The organism is Bacillus sp. LBA3-1-1.1 (assembly GCF_040676495.1).
Taxonomy (GTDB): Bacteria; Bacillota; Bacilli; order Bacillales; family Bacillaceae_G; genus Bacillus_A; species Bacillus_A nitratireducens.
The window spans coordinates 178,374-194,325 of record NZ_JBEGIB010000018.1; the positions used below are offsets into that span (position 1 = coordinate 178,374).

17 protein-coding genes and 2 pseudogenes are annotated in these 15,952 nt (G+C 32.5%); 15 read left to right on the forward strand and 4 right to left on the reverse strand.

Going from position 1 to position 15,952, the window contains the following annotated elements; translation table 11 throughout:
* Window positions 1-31: 31 nt before the first annotated feature.
* The 8 genes from MRBLBA3_RS15740 to MRBLBA3_RS15775 all read left to right on the forward strand — a co-directional run bounded on the left by MRBLBA3_RS15740 (window position 32) and on the right by MRBLBA3_RS15775 (window position 5,951).
* Window positions 32-1,651, forward strand: coding sequence for an FAD-dependent oxidoreductase (locus MRBLBA3_RS15740; RefSeq protein ID WP_363382110.1), 1,620 nt, complete (start codon window positions 32-34; stop codon window positions 1,649-1,651).
* A gap of 243 nt (window positions 1,652-1,894) precedes the next feature.
* A complete protein-coding gene (locus tag MRBLBA3_RS15745; protein ID WP_002033419.1) occupies window positions 1,895-2,698 on the forward strand; it encodes a hypothetical protein in 804 nt (267 codons plus the stop codon).
* Window positions 2,695-3,690: a WXG100 family type VII secretion target gene (locus MRBLBA3_RS15750; RefSeq protein ID WP_363382113.1), complete on the forward strand. Its 996-nt coding sequence runs from the start codon at window positions 2,695-2,697 to the stop codon at window positions 3,688-3,690. The genes MRBLBA3_RS15745 and MRBLBA3_RS15750 overlap by 4 nt, the downstream gene beginning before the upstream one ends.
* Window positions 3,691-3,706: 16 nt before the next feature.
* On the forward strand, window positions 3,707-4,357 hold the full coding sequence (locus tag MRBLBA3_RS15755; protein ID WP_363382115.1) for a hypothetical protein: 651 nt from the start codon (window positions 3,707-3,709) through the stop codon (window positions 4,355-4,357).
* Window positions 4,358-4,388: 31 nt separating this feature from the next.
* Window positions 4,389-4,652 carry a DUF4176 domain-containing protein gene (locus MRBLBA3_RS15760; protein ID WP_012261358.1) on the forward strand — a complete coding sequence of 88 codons (264 nt, stop codon included), beginning with the start codon at window positions 4,389-4,391 and terminating at the stop codon, window positions 4,650-4,652.
* A gap of 100 nt (window positions 4,653-4,752) precedes the next feature.
* The gene (locus MRBLBA3_RS15765) at window positions 4,753-4,893 is read left to right on the forward strand and encodes a hypothetical protein (RefSeq protein WP_327909326.1); all 141 of its coding nucleotides are present in this window, start codon (window positions 4,753-4,755) and stop codon (window positions 4,891-4,893) included.
* A gap of 18 nt (window positions 4,894-4,911) precedes the next feature.
* A complete protein-coding gene (locus MRBLBA3_RS15770) occupies window positions 4,912-5,691 on the forward strand; it encodes a hypothetical protein (RefSeq protein ID WP_407707560.1) in 780 nt (259 codons plus the stop codon).
* Window positions 5,688-5,951, forward strand: a complete 264-nt coding sequence (locus MRBLBA3_RS15775; RefSeq protein ID WP_326997384.1) for a DUF4176 domain-containing protein — start codon at window positions 5,688-5,690, stop codon at window positions 5,949-5,951. The genes MRBLBA3_RS15770 and MRBLBA3_RS15775 overlap by 4 nt, the downstream gene beginning before the upstream one ends.
* A gap of 55 nt (window positions 5,952-6,006) precedes the next feature.
* On the opposite strand, the pseudogene MRBLBA3_RS15780 reads toward MRBLBA3_RS15775, so the two are convergent.
* From MRBLBA3_RS15780 to MRBLBA3_RS15790, 3 genes and pseudogenes are all read right to left on the reverse strand, one after another.
* Window positions 6,007-6,246, reverse strand: a pseudogene (locus tag MRBLBA3_RS15780) (hypothetical protein); the annotation flags it as partial.
* Between the two features lie 93 nt (window positions 6,247-6,339).
* Entirely contained in the window at window positions 6,340-6,852 is a 513-nt protein-coding gene (locus tag MRBLBA3_RS15785) for a DUF3916 domain-containing protein (RefSeq protein WP_363382120.1), read from the reverse strand.
* Window positions 6,845-7,696, reverse strand: a complete 852-nt coding sequence (locus tag MRBLBA3_RS15790; protein ID WP_363382123.1) for a LysR family transcriptional regulator — start codon at window positions 7,694-7,696, stop codon at window positions 6,845-6,847. The genes MRBLBA3_RS15785 and MRBLBA3_RS15790 overlap by 8 nt, the downstream gene beginning before the upstream one ends.
* A 113-nt stretch (window positions 7,697-7,809) precedes the next feature.
* On the opposite strand from MRBLBA3_RS15790, the pseudogene MRBLBA3_RS15795 reads away from it, so the two are divergent.
* A pseudogene (locus MRBLBA3_RS15795) lies at window positions 7,810-9,022 on the forward strand (MFS transporter).
* A gap of 110 nt (window positions 9,023-9,132) precedes the next feature.
* Here the strand turns inward: MRBLBA3_RS15795 and MRBLBA3_RS15800 are convergent.
* The gene (locus MRBLBA3_RS15800; RefSeq protein ID WP_363382126.1) at window positions 9,133-9,360 is read right to left on the reverse strand and encodes a hypothetical protein; all 228 of its coding nucleotides are present in this window, start codon (window positions 9,358-9,360) and stop codon (window positions 9,133-9,135) included.
* A gap of 261 nt (window positions 9,361-9,621) precedes the next feature.
* Here MRBLBA3_RS15800 and MRBLBA3_RS15805 point away from each other — a divergent pair, with 261 nt between their 5' ends.
* The 6 genes from MRBLBA3_RS15805 to MRBLBA3_RS15830 all read left to right on the forward strand — a co-directional run bounded on the left by MRBLBA3_RS15805 (window position 9,622) and on the right by MRBLBA3_RS15830 (window position 15,938).
* Window positions 9,622-10,728 carry a serine hydrolase domain-containing protein gene (locus tag MRBLBA3_RS15805; protein WP_363382129.1) on the forward strand — a complete coding sequence of 369 codons (1,107 nt, stop codon included), beginning with the start codon at window positions 9,622-9,624 and terminating at the stop codon, window positions 10,726-10,728.
* Between the two features lie 298 nt (window positions 10,729-11,026).
* Window positions 11,027-12,184: an agmatine deiminase family protein gene (locus tag MRBLBA3_RS15810; RefSeq protein ID WP_363382132.1), complete on the forward strand. Its 1,158-nt coding sequence runs from the start codon at window positions 11,027-11,029 to the stop codon at window positions 12,182-12,184.
* 176 nt (window positions 12,185-12,360) lie between these two features.
* Window positions 12,361-12,780, forward strand: a complete 420-nt coding sequence (psiE, locus tag MRBLBA3_RS15815) for a phosphate-starvation-inducible protein PsiE (protein ID WP_000916788.1) — start codon at window positions 12,361-12,363, stop codon at window positions 12,778-12,780.
* A gap of 154 nt (window positions 12,781-12,934) precedes the next feature.
* A complete protein-coding gene (locus tag MRBLBA3_RS15820) occupies window positions 12,935-13,867 on the forward strand; it encodes a bestrophin family protein (protein WP_363382136.1) in 933 nt (310 codons plus the stop codon).
* Between the two features lie 229 nt (window positions 13,868-14,096).
* The gene (locus tag MRBLBA3_RS15825; protein ID WP_363382399.1) at window positions 14,097-15,074 is read left to right on the forward strand and encodes an agmatine deiminase family protein; all 978 of its coding nucleotides are present in this window, start codon (window positions 14,097-14,099) and stop codon (window positions 15,072-15,074) included.
* 42 nt (window positions 15,075-15,116) lie between these two features.
* Window positions 15,117-15,938 (forward strand): MerR family transcriptional regulator, encoded by an 822-nt coding sequence (locus MRBLBA3_RS15830; RefSeq protein WP_363382139.1) that lies wholly within the window; start codon window positions 15,117-15,119, stop codon window positions 15,936-15,938.
* Window positions 15,939-15,952: the final 14 nt, after the last annotated feature.

Genomic DNA, 15,952 nt, shown 5'->3' on the forward strand with positions numbered 1-15,952 from the left:
GCTCAGAAGAATATATGTGGAGGGAAAATATATGAAATCGAAACATGTACCAGTTTTAATTGTTGGAGGAGGATTATCAGGATTATCGTCTGCATTATTTCTTGCAAAACATAACATCGATTATTTACTTATTGAAAGGCATCCGTCTACTGCGATTCATCCGAAAGCAGGTGGAATCACTTTTCGTACGATGGAATTATTTCGAGAATTAGGTCTAGAAAAAAGGATTAGATTAGCTGGTAAAGCGTTAGAGAATTGTCGCGGGAGAATTGCGGTTCAAACAATAGCTGAGGTAAATAATGAAGAGGTGGAACAAATAAGGGCGGCTCAGTACGAAAATAATGAAAATTTAGTTCGTAAAGTGGAAGAGATTAGCCCATCAAAACAAACTGCTTGTTATCAAATTACTTTAGAAGAGATGATGTTACAATACGGGCAAAAGTTAGGCGGAAATCTATCTTTTAATCATGAACTGGTTTCTTATGAGCAAAATGAAAACGGGGTAATAGCAACTATTCGAAATCGTGACACGAAAGAAGAGAGTACTATTTATTGTGATTATGTAATCGCAGCAGATGGAGCGAAAAGTAAAATACGTGAACAACTAGGTATTTTAACCGAGGGCCGTGGTACAATCGGTGGTTATTATATGAACATATATTTTGAAGCAGATTTAAGTGAATGTATTAAAGGAGACGCATTCGGTTTTACTATGATACGACATCCAAAAGTAATTGGCGCGCTTATTCCAGTCGATAACGAAAGTAAATGGATTTATCATGTAGCTTATGATCCACTAAAAGGGGAGCGACCAGAGGATTTCTCTATAGAACGCTGTAAACAAATTATTCAAACTGCAATTGGAAGTATGGATATTAAGCCAGAAATATTAAGTGTTTTACCGTGGGAAGCGAGTGAAAGTACAGCGGTAAAATTTCAGGACAATCGCATCTTTTTAGTTGGTGACTCAGCACATATTATGCCGCCAACAGGAGGATTTGGTTCAAATACAGGAATACAAGATGCGCATAATTTAGCTTGGAAATTAGCGGCTGTTATAAAAGGGAAAGCAAATCCAAAATTGTTAGAAACGTATCATGACGAGAGATATCCTGTTGCAAAATTAACGACGGACCATGCGAGTAGTATATTATTTCGTGCTGCGGGCAGAGAAGAAGATAATTTGAGTAATATGGATAGTTTAGCTGTCACTGCTGGTTATCAGTATTGCTCAGAAGCAATTATAGACGAATGTAACACACCGCATAGAATGAATATAGTTGATTTGAACGGACGCCCGGGAACGCGTGCGCCACATTTTTGGGGAACTTATGAAGGAAAAGAAGTTTCTATACTTGATCTATTTGGTAGCAACTTTGTGTTACTTACTGGAGCAGAGCCTAGTACTTGGACTGAAGCTGCACGTGACGTTTCATCTAAATTAGGAGTAAATATAAAAGTGTATCGTGTTGGTTTAAGTGGAGACTTTGTTGCTCAAAAAGATGTTTTGAGTGAACTATATGGGATAGGGCATGGAGGTGCTGCATTGATTAGACCAGATGGCTTTATAGGATGGCGTTTGGAAAAAGAGGTAGTAAATCCAGATGTAGTGCTTGAAGAAGTAATGGGTAATTTATTATGTGATTTTTAAGTAACTAAGGAAGTATTGTCTTATATAGGACGATACTTCTATTTTTTTAGCTTACAAAATAAAATTGTTTAGTGAAGAGCCATTATTATTATAAAAAATATGTAAATTAATTCCCTTTCTTTTTGTTGTTATTAGAATTTTTTTAGTTTTTAGTTATAAGTGTTGGCAATTACTAGATTGAATCATTTTTTTATTGTATTATATTTCCTAGAGATTATATATTACGCTAGAGAGTGGGACTATTTGACTATTGAACCTCTTATTTTATCAAATAAAGAAGTATATGTATTAACTGGTATATTTGACCATGAAACGATGATTGGAATTGAGAACCCCTTTGAAAATTGGTCAGATGAGGAAATAGACAAAGAATTAGATGTAATGTACGAGAATTGGACAAACGAAGAGCTACTCATAATAAAAGAAGATGAAACATTATGTGACAAACAACTTTTAGAATATTTTCGTATTTGTTTAACTACAGGATTTGTTATTGAAGTACAGATAAGTAAAAACAGCGCTTTAGAAAAAAACATTTTCTATTTTAGTGAGAAAAAGGTTATACAAAATGTAATAACAGATGATAACGGTGAAAAACAATGTACATTTAAAGAATGCGGGACACCAGAGGTAGCTTGGCAATTTATATATCAAGCATTACAGCCTAAAAATACTTTCTCTCGTCCAAATTATACATTTAAAATCCCTTCTTCTGCATATAAGGAAACTATTTTAAATCAATCAAACAAGCAATTAGTAGATTACTTGAAACTTTACTTAGATGATCAAGCTTCCTTAGAGTTAGCAAACATTATACATAATCGTGAAGAATTAAATACTGTTCAAGTTCATTATTATATAAAGGACTCATGGTCTACAGACTGTATTCAGTTTTTATATAGTCAAAACCAATATTGGCTAATCCAAAAAGTTTTAGATAATAAGCAAACACAAACGAATTTTATTTGCCTTGATACCTTTACAATTACTGAAGAGATAAAGAAAATGGTACTTTATCTTAAATCATTAGGCGGTAAAACAAGGTGAGCGGTGAAATTAAGGTTACTCCTGATCATTTAAGGAAACTGGCTTCTAATATAGAACAAACAGCTCATGAGCTATCTGAAACACATCAACGTATCAATCAGCAGTTATTTGATATTCCTTTCCAAGTATCTGGAAGAGATGCTGTGTTAAATCAATCCCAATACGCAGGCTCAGTGTTAGCTACTATAACGACAGTTTTAAAAGAACATAGTGATGCATTAAGAAAAGCTGCTGATCGTTTTGAGAAGGCTGATCAACAAGAAGTTTCATTTGGAGAAGAAGCAATTGATGTTAATTGGTTTGCACCGTTGGGTGGCGATATTGGTGATTGGAAAGATAACCCTACGGGATCATTATTTACTTTACTTGGTACTGTAACTGAAGGTGCAGCTGCCTACAAGTTGGCAGCTTTACATAATAAAGGTTTGCGTGTAGCACCCTACACAAATAAAAAAGGAAAAGAAATGGTAAGGTTTCAAAATCGCAACGTACTAAAGGATAAAAATGGACTTAATGTGATAAGGCGTACAAAATTACCTTTAGCCGAAGTAAAGCAAATAGACGATGTAAAAAGACATGTTTTATCACCAAAAGAAATTCTTAAAGATTCATTGAAATTAAAAACAAATGTTTTAGGCTATGCAGCTGTAGGATGGGATGTAATTAATGATACAAAGGAAAATATTGAAAATAAAGCGTCAAAAACTATGATAGCTGGTGATATTATTGGTGATGCAGCAATCGGGATTGGTACAACTGCTGTAAGTGCCTTTGCGGGAGCCAAAGCAGGTGCATTGGTTGGAACTTTTTTGGGAGGTCCAATCGGAACTGTTGCTGGAGCTTGTATTGGCTTTGGTGTTTCTATAGGAGCTAGTATAATAACAGATGGAATTAAGTTTAACAAAGGTGATTGGAATCATGATGGTAAACAGGATTCGATAAAAGATAGAGTTAAATCTGGAATCGGAGCAGCTTTAGATAAAATTTTTTAGTTTTTGGGAGATTAATATGGAAAAATACCACGGAAAAAGCACAGAACAAATTATTCGGAAATTGATGCCTGACAGTGTAAGGTCGAGTGTCGTTATGGTGTGGGTAGTTATTAATTTTATGATTTTAACCCCATTTTTATTTCCTCCAACCTTTACTATATACTTATATATAATTTTACCTTTTCTTTTGTCTGCTAATATATGGGGGGTATGGGTATTTTTTTGTAAACCAAATGAGCCAAGGTTGGTACACATTTTATATAATGGATTTATGGGAATAACTTTTTCTTTTGGAAGCTTTATAGTGATTCAAAAGCTTGCATATACTTTTATTAAAATTGAAACACCTCTGTTTTTTATTGTTACTTTTGTGCTTTACATTTTTACAATTTATAAATTGACTTCTATTGGAATGAAAAGTTTTTTAAAGCGATTAAACAATGAAGAAAATGGAAATATCAAAATTTCTCCAATTGTTTATTTTTCAGGATTGGGATATATTATTGGACAGATATGTATAGGTTCATTATCACAAAATGCTTTAGCGACGGTCTTAATTTTAGTCTTTTCTTTATTTGCTGTTGTGTTTAGTATATCTGGAGCTTACATATGTGTATATATCGATTTAAAGAAGCGGAAAACCAAGCTAGGTTCCTTAAATTCTTAGCAAAAAACAATTAATAAGGAGGGGCCATACAATGAATTCGCAACTTTTTCCTATAGGCTCTATTGTAATTTTAAAAGAAGGTACAAAGAAACTCATGATTTTCGGGAGGAAACAACAAGTAGAAACGGATGAGGTAAGAAAATTCGATTATATGGGATGTCCTTATCCAGAAGGCTATCTGAATCCAGATTTCACTTATTTATTTAACCATGATGATATTCAAGAAGTTGTTTCAACAGGATATGAAGATCAAGAAGAACGTACTTTCCAAGAAAATGTATTGTCTAAAATATAATAAGAAATAATGTAAAAAAACTGTTTAAACAAGCAGTTTTTTTTACATTATTTCTTATTAGTGATGCAGCAAATGGAACCTTTATTGGAGTGGAATAAGCTTGGATGTTTTCATGGAAATTAGTATGTTCACTGATGGAATCAAATTTAACAAAGGTGATTGGAATCATGATGGCAAACAGGATTCGGTAAAAGATAGAGTTAAATCAGGAATTGGAAATGTATTAGATAAAATCTTTTAATTTTTTATGAGGTGTATAATGGACAAATATAATGGCAACAGCATAGATGATTGTATGCGGATATTAATACCATTTGATATAAGAAATATTGTAGGGGCCTTTGTGTGGGTTATCATGAATTTTATGCTACTTATCATTCTATTCATATTTCCGCCGTACAATATATACTCTTACGCAGCTTTTCCATTTTATGTGATATGTAATCTATGGGGAATTTGGGTTTCTATTCATAAGCCTCGGCAGCCTCAATTGCAACATTTACTATATTCTGGATTTGTTGCGTTAAGTATTTCATTTTGTAGCTTTATAGCTGTGCAAAAGTTAGCTTACGAATTCGTAGAAATAGAGTCACCTTTATTTTCTATTCTATCGCTTATTGCATATAGTTTAATTGTTTATAAATCTGAATTATTTTGGATTAAATATTTTACAGCCCGCTTAAGGGGGACAACTGATCAAGATGTGAAAATTCCTAAAATTGTATATTTTTCGGGTTTAGGTTATATGATTGGTCAAGTTATTATTGGGATTTTGAGCCAAAAAGCTATGGCGATTGTGCTAATCGTTATTTTGTCATTTATTTCAGTTGTTTTCCTAGCGCTAAGTACACATTTGTATTTTTACTTTGATTTCAAAAAACAAGGTATTACTTCGCGACATTTAAAAGAATTATATTCTCAAAAGAAGCCTAAATTGTCAAGGAAGGAAAGGAGACAATCCACGGCTGCTTCGGGACATGTAAATATACCACATTCTCAAAAGAAACCTAAACTTACAAGAAAGGAGAAAAGACAATGAATTCACAACTGCTCCCTATAGGTTCTATTGTAATTTTAAAGGAAGGTACAAAGAAACTCATGATTTTTGGGCGGAAACAACAAGTAGAAACGGATGAGGTAAGGAAGTTCGATTATATGGGGTGCCTGTATCCAGAAGGCTATATTAATCCAGATTTCACATGTTTATTTAACCATGATGATATTCAAGAAGTTGTTTCAACCGGATATGAAGATCAAGACGAACATACTTTCCAAGAAAATGTATTGTCTAAAATATAATAAGAAATAATGTGAAAAACTGTTTAAATAAGCAGTTTTTTTACATTATTCCTTAATTCCAGTTTGGATGTTTCATTCCATGTAAACTAGTACCACCTGTGACGATAATTTGTGCACCTAAACCTTGTTGATAAGCATGTAAAGGAGTTTGCCAATTACCAGGATGGGAACCACCGAAAACGAAAATTGCATCACACTGTTGTGGTGTTGATTCTTTTAGGAAAGCGATTTCGGTTATTTCTTCAATTTGTTTTTTCGTAAGATGTGGGACTTCAGGATATTTAGGGATTACCATATGAAAACCTCCTATATAGTGAAATGTTAAATTCATTATATAGCGATGTTGTTTAGTGGAAAAAGGGAAGTTTTTCATTTGACAGTTCCCCTTTTATGATAACTCTCCTATAAACAAAAGTTCTCCTTCATCATAAAATTTATCTTCATCCTTGATTATCTCTTGGAAATGCAATGTTTGGACACTGTTAGAAATTGATATTTTCCATTCATGCCCGAAGTCGGAAGCATTGGAGAGGGGAATCCATTTTTGAAATTCGTTATCTCTATTGAAAAAATTTTGAAAGTAGTCATCGTTTTTAAATATGATGATTTGTGAGTTCCATAAGCTTGCTATTTTGATCATAACAACGACTCGATATGTATTTGTATCGTTCGGTTTCATTGTCATTAATTGATTCGCTTGATTTAACAGGGTTTGAATGCACAATCGCTTTACTTTCCTAGGTGTTGTACTAGAATCGATAAAAGCTTGAGAGCCTGGTAAAGACATATGCCAGTATTCATCGTTATAGAAAGTAGACGGAAATGCTTTAGTAGAGTCTTCAATTCTTTTTATAAGAGTTTTTGTTTTTCGTTTCATTCCGCGTATTTTTTTTTCACGCATTGTTGATCATCTCCATAAATTTTTGCAAGGCAGCTGAGTGGAAAATATCTTTTCGAATAATAAAAGTAGTAGGAACCTTTCTAAAGTGATTTGGTAATGTATTTAAAGATAAACCATGTTCGTAATCTGGAATAATAGATTTCAGCATAATAGCCGTACCCATACCTGATTTTACACATGCAAGTATTGCTTCAATTGTTCCGAACTCTAGTATTCTTTTAGGTGAAATCCCTTCTTCTTGAAGCCAGTTTTCTAATAGTTTTCTGTAATAACAACCTTGACTAAAAGCGAGTAAATTCAGTTCTTCTATTGTTTTAAAGGAAGATAGAGGAGTCTTGCTAATGAGAACGAGTTCTTCTTCTCGAAATGAAAGTGTATGAAGTTCAGTATGCTGAATATTTCCAGCGATAAGAGCCCCGTCTAGTTTTCGCTCTAAAACGAGCTGAGTTAATTGGTCTGTCGTATTTGTTTCTAGAATCAATTCAACTTCTGGATACTTTTCATAATAGGTCGTTAATATAGGCGGGAGACGAACGGCTGTTGTCGATTCTGTACACCCGATTTTTAACGTGCCTTTTGGCTCGGTTCCGTTACTTTGGACAGCTTGAATGGATTGATCGATTAAGTGGATGATTTGTTTTGCATATGTTAATAAAATTTTTCCGTTAGAAGTTAAAGTAACGCCTTTTCCATTTCGATAAAATAAAGGCACACCTAACTCGATTTCTAGTTGTTTTATACGCATCGTTACACCTGATTGTACATAGTTTAAATTTTTTGCGGCATGAGATATATTTCCTACTGTCGCAACTTCGTAAAAAACCGTTAAATCTTTTATGTCCATTTATTATCACCCCGAAAAAGGTATCAATTTTTTTGATGGATTCTATTATTAACACTTATTTTACATGATATCAGAACCTTCATACAATGAAAGGGAGATGGGGGGAGATAACGTTGATAAGTGAAGAAAAAATTGAAAAGTACAGTAGTTCTAATAAATGGATCATGTTAACTTTGGCAACGGTAGCACAGGCAAGTGCAACACTTATAACATATGGAGTAGGGGTACTCGCTTTATTTTGGAAACAGAAATATGCACTTTCGAATATGCAGGTTGGGTTGTTAATAAGTGCTGTAAATATTGGTCCGCTGTTTTTTATGCTTTTTGCCGGAAGGTTACTTGATCGATATAACGAAAGAATATTAATTGGAGCGAGCACTGTATTACTTGGCGGGGGGCTTTTACTTGCTCATATGGCAAGGGGATTTATTGGGCTATTATATGTCCTTCTTTTAATAGGAACTTTTTATAGCGTATCCCAGCCAGGGGGAAGTAAAGTAATCTTGAAATGGTTTCCGAAAGAAATGCGCGGATTAGCTATGGGAATACGGCAAGCCGGTATACCTATTGGCGGGGCGTTAGCAGGAGTAACGATCCCTTTGCTTACACTTAAATTTAGTTTATCTTATACGATAAATGTTATTGTAACTATATGTATAGTAGGTGGGTTATTGTTTTTCATATTTTATAAGGAATCGTACGTACGAGAACACACGAGCCAAGAAAATGTAAGTATTTCTTTTTGGATGCAGTTAAAAAAGGTAATATGTAAAAAAGAGCTGTATCCAATTTTTATTACAGGTATTTGTATGATTTCTTTACAGATGGTATTAGTCGGACATTTTATGAAGTTTTTAGCTGTTGAAAAATCGATAACACCTATTTTAGCAGGGAAAGTATTTTCGGTTATGCTATTTGCGGGAATGATAGGCCGAATTATATTAGCTACAATAAGTGATACATATTACAAAGGGAATCGTCGGACACCGTTGTTTATTTGTGTATGTATTTCTTCTTGCTTAATTCTAGTTGTTGTGATGAGTATACATACAATGAGACTTGGGGCATTATTTGTGGTAAGCGGACTATTAGGATTTTTTTGCAATTGGTTGGTTTAGTCTTTTTATGGTCGAAGTTGCTGAGTCTGCAAGTGAGGAATCGGTAGGTTTAACAATGAGTTTTGCACTTACGCTTAATCAAATTGCTATTATCTTTGCACCTGCTTTGTTTGGTTATATAGTAGATCGAGAAGGCTACACATATGCATGGATGGGGATAGCTGCATTACTAAGCGTTTCAGCAGTAAATTTATGTAAAAGTAAATGAATATTAAAAATGTAAATCTTTTATGAAGAAAATCTAAAGAAATGTCATGGGAGTGACATTTCTTTTTTAATTATGCTGTATAATCAATTTGTAAATGAGATTCGTTTTCATTAACGCTCATTTCCTCTTTTGAAATTACCTGTAATTTTAGCCATAATAAGTTGTTTTTCTTTTTCGTTATTTGCCCGATTTATTTTGTTTAAAAATTTTTCAGCATCATTTCCTTTTAAAATTGTAATCTGTTTTCCGTAATATTCAATTGAAACTATATTGTTTTTTGTTACTCGATAATGAAACATCATATCATCTAAACGATTGCGCTTATCGGTCTTTTTCAAATTAACGCCCCCATTCTTGTTAATGTGTAACGAATGTTACATAAAAAATCTAAATTAAAGTTGGATGTATCCGATTGTAAGGTGGAAATTTTGTAAAAAAGAACTACAATAGAGAGTAGTTAAAATTTGAACGTTAGAAAAAGGAATCTAGTTTAATATGAGGAATAATAGAGTAGATAGATTATAAGATATTTAAAAACTAAAAGATATAGAATAGAATGGAAAAGTATAAAGTGAAACTAGATAAAAGAGGGTTCCCATATGTTTAAGAAATGGTTAATCGCTTTCTTTGTTTTTGCTATTTTTTGTGGAAGTGTCGCTGCACTCATACATGCAAATAAAGAAAAGAAATACAGTTTGAAGGCATTTTCAAATTTTGAGGATAAAGTTGATGCGAATCAGCAAAAACGTTATGATATTGCAGCAACGAAACTCGATCAATATTTAAAAGATAAAGGATTTAACGGAACGGTTCTCGTAACGGATAAAAATAATGTGGTTTTACGAAAAGGCTACGGGTATGCGAATATAAAAGATAAAGTTTTAACAACGCCAAGAACAAAATATCGCATCGGTTCCATTACGAAAACGGTAGTTGCAATATCTATATTACAGCTAAGAGAAAAAGGGAAATTAAATATAGAGGATAATGTGAATAAATATATTCCGTCGTTTCCGGCAGATAAAAATATTACGTTAAGAAATTTGTTAACACACACTTCTGGATTGCCAGAGCAGGGACAAGGTGGTGTTGATGCAGCATCACGCTTAAAGTTAGTAACATGGATTGGATCACAAAAGCTTGAATTTCCTGCAGGAACGGGATGGAGATATACAGATTATAATTATATGGTGCTTGCGTATATTGTAGAAAAGTTATCGAATAAACCGCTTTCTGAATATGTGAAAGAAAATATTTTTACTCCTGTTGGGATGTATGAATCTGGGATGGGGGCAACTTTTCCTGGAGATATGTTTTTAGCAACAGGGTATACGAAAAAAGATAATGAGTTAGTAACTACGCCTCGTTTAAGAATGAATTGGCTATATGGTTGTGGTGAAATGTACACCACTGTTGATGATATGAAAAGGTTAGATGAGGCAATTATGGATGGTAAGCTACTTTCTAAACAAAATTTATCAGATATGTTTACTGTATCACCCGCTAGGAAGTATGGATTTAGTTTCTACATTAATGCAGATTATAATCATAATCATGGAGTATTAGCTGGATGGAACACATTTAATAATTTTAATGGAGATAAGCGAATTTTTGTGGTTCTTTTCTCTAACGTACAAAATGGAATGAATGATGCATTTAATCAAGAGTTTAGAAAGATGGCGAAAGATTTAATAGAAGGAAAATAATTAGGTAACAATCGGTATTGATATAAAATTATCAATACCGATTTTTTTATTTAGTAAAGTTTTATTTAGTGAACAAGCGTGTATGAGAGGGAATTAATATTAGAATAAATTTATGAAGGAAGTTAAATGATATTAATGTTAAATATAGGGAATTTTTTGTGAATGTCATCTATTTGTATTGAAATTATGTGATTATCATGCGGGAGAATAATTGGTAATTTTTACATTGATGAAAAAGCTTGAGCTTCACACTATGTTAAGCCTTACATTATTGTAGACATGAACAGGAGGTTGAAAAATGAAAAAAGTAGTAAAGTTTTGTTTAATAGCTACATTATCTATAACGATTATTAGTGGATGTTCTTTTGAAGGGAATAATGAAAATGTCAAAGGGAAAGAGGATAAAAAAGTAGAGGTACAGAAAAACGCTGGAAAATATACGATGCCGGATGAAAAAGATAAACATGAAGGTACATGGCTACAATGGCCTCATGAATACACATATGGTCAAGAGTATAAACAAGAAGTCGAACCTATTTGGATTAAGATGGCAAGTGCTTTAACTGAGGGTGAAAAAGTCCACATTGTTGCATATGATGAGGAGGAGAAAGAGCGAATCAATAAGCTTTTAATAGATAAAGGGCTGAATATGGCTAAAGTTGATTTCTTTATAGCTCCTACAGATGATGTGTGGGCAAGAGATAGTGGACCGATTTTTGTTTATGACAATAATAAAAACCTAAAAATATTAGATCCAGCATTTAATGGTTGGGGAAAGAAAACTCCTTATAAAAATGATGCCCGTATACGTGAGAATGTTAGTAAACAATTAGGGATTGAAAGAATTGATTGGGGGAAATTTGTCCTTGAAGGTGGCGCAATTGAATTAGACAGCAATGGGACTGCTTTATTAACTCGAAGCGCAGTAACGAATAAAAATAGAAATCCTGATTTATCAGAAGAGGAAATTGAAAAATATATAAGTGACCTTGGGGTGACAAACTTTATTTGGTTAGATGGAGTGCCTAATTTAGATATTACCGATTTTCATATTGATGGATTTGCTAAATTTCATGATAAATCTACAATCGTAACGATGGCGGAAGATGACTTGGCTGAATGGGGCTTGTCAAACAAAGATATGGATAAATTGTTAGATGCAAAAAATGCTTCAGGACAGAAATATAAGTATGAATACTTACCGCTTAGTAAAGATAAAGTTACTTTAGAAGATGGAAAAACTCTTGATTATAAAGGGTCGTATATCAATTATTATATTGGAAATAAAGTTGTATTGGTGCCTAACTATAACGATCCAAATGACAAAATCGCAAACGATACGATTCAGAAGTTATATCCGGATCGTCAAGTAGTGGGAATTGATGTGAGAGAACTTTATAAAAATGGCGGAATGATCCATTGTGTGACACAGCAACAACCGATTCAATTGAAGTGATCGATTATAGTTTCGTTATGTTGCTTTATAGACAAAATAGGTGAAATGCTATCTTTACTTATTTTGTCTTGTTTTAACATCTGTAATAAGAATGAAATGTATAATTTTAATGTAATGATAATTAAATAAAAATATATTATCATTATTGATTTATATGGAAAAGGAGAAAAATGTTTGTGTTAAAGAATTTAAAGAGAGTATTTTCGTTGTTCCCTGTCGTTCTACAGTACATTATAAATGTAGCTTTGATCTGTTTGGGAATTGTTTTAAGTGTGTTTCTTATGAAAGAAGTCATTCAATTTATACAAGAACTGAAATTGAGTGGTGAGGAATCTAGTTATCATTTAATTGATAGCATTGTCGTATTCTTTTTATATTTTGAATTCATCGTAATGATTATAAAGTATTTTCAAATGAACTTTCATTTTCCATTACGTTATTTTATATATATAGGTATTACGGCCATTGTTCGTCTCATTATTATAGACCATGATAGTCCAATGGATTCATTGTTATACGCATGTGCGATTCTTGTGTTAATTAGTGCTTTATTCATTGCAAATTCTAAAATAATGCGACGTGATTTAGTAGAGTAACATTTGCAGTTGGAATTTAAAAAGGAGTGACAGTATTGACAGAGATAATTTTAACTAGCCTCATAATAATAGGGTTTATGATTCTATTATTTAATTGTATCCTTTCATAATTTAAAAGAATAACAGGTTAATAAGGAAAGAGGTTTTTGTAAATATGGTTCATTACAATAATCAAAATAGTTCACATCAAATATTTACATTAAAGGGAACGATTATAAGAGATATCTTCCCGCAAATTTTAGTATATACATGTATTTCAACGGTAGTGGCTGTGATTCATTATTATTATGCTGAAATACATATAAATCAAACACCTTGGGTAATTGTTGGAGGGGCTTTAGGTCTACTTTTAGTTTTTCGTACTAATACTGCCTATGATAGGTATTGGGAAGGTAGGAAGCTGTTTGGTACGATTGGTGCCTCTACTAGAAATTTAGCAGTTAGCTTTTTATGTCATTGGGAGTCTGGAGAGGGAAAGACGGATAAGGAAAAACTAAAATTTGTACAATTATTAGTTGCTTTTCCAAAGATAGCGAAAGGACATTTGAGAGATGAAAAAGATTTATCTGAAATAAAATCATTGCTTGATATTTGTTCTGAGAAGGAAAGAGAAATCTTGGCTAAATCTATTCATTTACCAATTAGTATAGTTTTTATGTTAAAAACTATACTATCAAAAGGTTTAAAAACAGGTCAAATTCATCCAAATGCGATAATTAATATGGAGACTGATTTGAATACTTTGCTTACGTCTGTGGGTGGATGTGATCGTATTAAAACAACACCTATTCCTTTTGCGTATTTTGCTCATATAAAAAGTTTATTGATTATATTTTGCGCAACTTTGCCAATTGGTCTTGTTGATTGCCTGGGATGGTTTACAGTACTTGCAACTATGTTTATAAGTTTTGCATTTATAGGTATTGAAGCAATAGGAGTTGAAATTGAGGATCCATTTGGTCAGGATCCAAACGATCTTCCGTTAGAAGGAATTTGTATAGGGATAGAAACACATTTAGTGAATTTATATAACGAAAACGAACTATTAGAAGTTATGGATTTGAATCTCGATAAAAAAATCATCTAATCCCTCATTGTGTACGACGATTAAAATTAAAAAACCTTGTCAAGAGTCAATTTACGGCTTAACGACGGCTTTATATTTTTTATATAAATATATAATATTTCTCCGTGCTATAATCCATTCATGAAATGTGCACGTTTCAAAAATTGTAATGAAAAGAGAAATGAATTGGGGAATAGTTCGCTTATTGAAAACAGTTATTCAATCATTATTAAAAAGCGAGGTAAATAATATGGAACAAAAACATAGTGGCATTATTTTTACTGCAATACCAGATAAATCGAATGAATATTATCGACCATTTTATGAAGACATTATTTATTTTAATGAATACTTAAATGAAAATAAATCATTTACTGATCAACTTGTTTCTTTATCCGTTGAAGAGCAAGACTTTCATACAAGCTTTTTTGAGTATGATGATATTTGGCTAAGAGATGTTGCACCAGTTGTCACAAATCATTTAGTTAAATTTAAATATCAACCAAATTACTTACCGAAAGATCAATGGAGATATTTAGATCAACAATTTAATAAATGGTTGAAAAAGAACGATTTTGAATATGTGAAGTCTCCATTGATATTAGACGGTGGAAATCTTATTTGGAATAAAAAAGATACTGTTATATTAACGGAACGCATATTTGATGATAATTATGATTGGACGGAAGAAGAAATTATAGAGCAACTGGAATGGGATTTGGATGTGAGTCGCGTTATTATTATTCCTGCTGAAGAAGGGGACGTACTTGCACATGCAGACGGAATGGTTAAATTTATTGATGAACATACGATGTTTATTAGTGATTTTTTAGGGGATCATGAATTTAGATATAATGTTCAAGAGATTATTCAAGAGCAAATGCCAGAGGCTGAATTTATAGTTGTTCCTTCGTCATATACAGAGAAGGGTCAATACGATGAAGAGATAGCGTCAGCAAAAGGTTTATATATAAATATGTTAGAAACATGTGATACGCTTTACGTTCCTAAGTTTGGATTAGCTAAAGATGGGGAAGTTTTACGATATATTCAACAGCATACGGAGAAACAAGTTATTCAAAGTCATGTAGGAGAAATATCGACAATGGGAGGCGCGATGAATTGTTTAACGTGGTATTGTCCTAGTCATTTGTTACCTTCAAAAATGAAAAGGCTGAACGATCAAAATGAAGGTTCTTCAATCAGAAAAATATTTGATTGGTTTTAATAAATAAGCTTATATAAGAAAATGTATTCAAGGGGTATTTATATGTATACAATTACTGAATTTTCACGGATTTGTAAAATGAGTACACGAATGTTAAGGCATTATGATAAAGAGGAAATATTGAAACCAGCGTATGTGAATCCGGTAAATGGATATAGATATTATGAGCAAGGGCAGCTTGAAATAGCGTTGAAAATTAAAAAGCTAAGAGAGTATAAGTTTCCTTTACCGAAAATTAAAATCATTCTTCAGTCATCAGATCAAGATTCATTTATTAAACATATGCAATCGCAAATTATAGAGTTGTCTCATGAGGTGAAACAAAATTTACAGGTTATTTCAGAAATGAATGAAATGGTAAATATGAATCATGCTTTAAATACTGCTTGTCATAGAAATTACGATATATTTATTGGAATGAGAAATGAAATAACAGTAATTGCTCAAAGACTGCAAATAAATATAGATGATATGGATGATTATTTTTATGACTTATATGAAAAAGTACAAAAGCATAACTTACAAATAGTGGGTTCGCCCTCTACGGTCTTTTATGATGAAGAGTATATTCCAAATGAAAGTGATGTTGAATTAAGGATTCCGGTCATGCATGGGAACAATAAAGATGTAGTACAAGAATATGAAATAAAAAAATTAAATCCACATCAAATCGTTACTACTATGCATTATGGAAGTTATGACTATATAGGCTACGCTTATATTGCGTTAGAAAAATGGATTGAAAGAAATGGTTATGTAATAGATGGTTCACCATATGAGGTCTACATAAAGGGATCTGAATGTGATTGTTTAGTAGAAGAGTATGTCACACAAATTTGTTTTTTAGTTATGAAAATAGAATGAGAATAAGGATTGAC